2 protein-coding genes and 1 pseudogene are annotated in these 1,232 nt (G+C 62.0%); all 3 read right to left on the reverse strand.

Features of this window, described 5'->3' with window-relative positions:
• Nucleotides 1–278 (reverse strand): annotated as a pseudogene (locus tag AC1DQP_RS20675) (hypothetical protein); the annotation flags it as partial.
• Nucleotides 279–399: 121 nt separating this feature from the next.
• Nucleotides 400–735, reverse strand: a complete 336-nt coding sequence (locus AC1DQP_RS20680) for a type 2 periplasmic-binding domain-containing protein (RefSeq protein ID WP_478052452.1) — start codon at nucleotides 733–735, stop codon at nucleotides 400–402.
• A gap of 1 nt (nucleotide 736) precedes the next feature.
• Nucleotides 737–1,232, reverse strand: a 496-nt coding sequence (locus AC1DQP_RS20685) for a LysR substrate-binding domain-containing protein (protein WP_478052453.1), incomplete at its 5' end; no start/stop codon positions are given.

Here is a 1,232-nt window from a genome sequence, read left to right on the forward strand (position 1 = left end):
CCGCGACCAAGGTCTCTTGCGGAGGCGATCAGTTGCGCCACACGGTGGTGAATGGCGGAGCCGCTGCCTGCCCCAAAGCCCACGAAGAAAAGCCAATACCCGTCCAAACGCACGGCGACCTCCTCCATGCCCGGCGTCGAATCGACGATACGGCAAAGGCCCTCCACCCACTCGGTTGGCGGTTGTTGGTCGAGCTGGGCAACAACGGCCACTTCGCCAGCGTCCAAGTCCATCACTTCAATGCGCACAACTTCGGGAGCCGGATTGCTGCTGGCCATCGGGGCTGTCTCTGGGGGGTCTTTGGCCGGAGTATCCACAGTGATCGCCAAGGCGTCGTCAACGCCTCATGACAGCGGCGTCAAGGCACAACCAGTGCTGCTCCCCTCGCAGCGCCCCATCTCACGCGGCCTGTTCCTTGAGCCAAGCAACCACAGTGGTAATGGCATGGCGGCGTGCCCGTGCGTCAACCGACAGGTTGGGACGGACAATCCAATAGGCATTGGGGACAGGCACTTCCTTCGAGCCAAAGGGCCTGAAGAGGGTTCCTTCCTTCACTGAAGCCTCAGCCAATCGACTGCGGGCAAGGGCCACCCCATGACCCAGCTCGGCTGAGCGAAGCACAAGATCGGAAGAGGCAAGTCGAGGCCCGCTGGCCAGTGACAAGGTTGAGGGACCATATGTGCGACGCCACTGCTCCCAGCTTGCGGAAGGATCCCGGTCATGAAGCAGGTTCATCTTAATCAGGAAATCGTTCTCCAGATTGCGACTGATTGCTCCAGATCGTCGGGCTCACAACCGGATAAAGCAATTCATCCATAAGGGGCTCGCATTGCAATCCAGGCCAAGGGCCTCTACCCATGCGGATCGCCAAGTCCACGTCCTGGAACGAGTTGTCCACGCGCTGATTGACCAGCACGGACAACTCCACTCTTGGATGCGCTCGCGCAAGGGAAGGCAGCCGGGGAAGCAGCCACCGGGTGGCAAAGGACGGCGCGACGCCCACTGTCACTGAACAGACGGAGTTCGCCTCGCGGGCCGCCTCGACGGCGTTGGCCATCTCCAGCAGCTGGGTTTGCAGACCGCTAGCCAGTTGCGCGCCTTGGGGCGTAGGGGCCCAGGACCCGGAATCGCGCTCAACAAGTGGTATGCCCATCCAAGCCTCGAGCTCGGCGAGGTAACGACTGACGGAGGAATGGGAAACGCCCAGTTCGCGAGCGCCGCCCGCACACCAC

It is taken from the genome of Stenotrophomonas sp. P5_A8, from assembly GCF_056400545.1.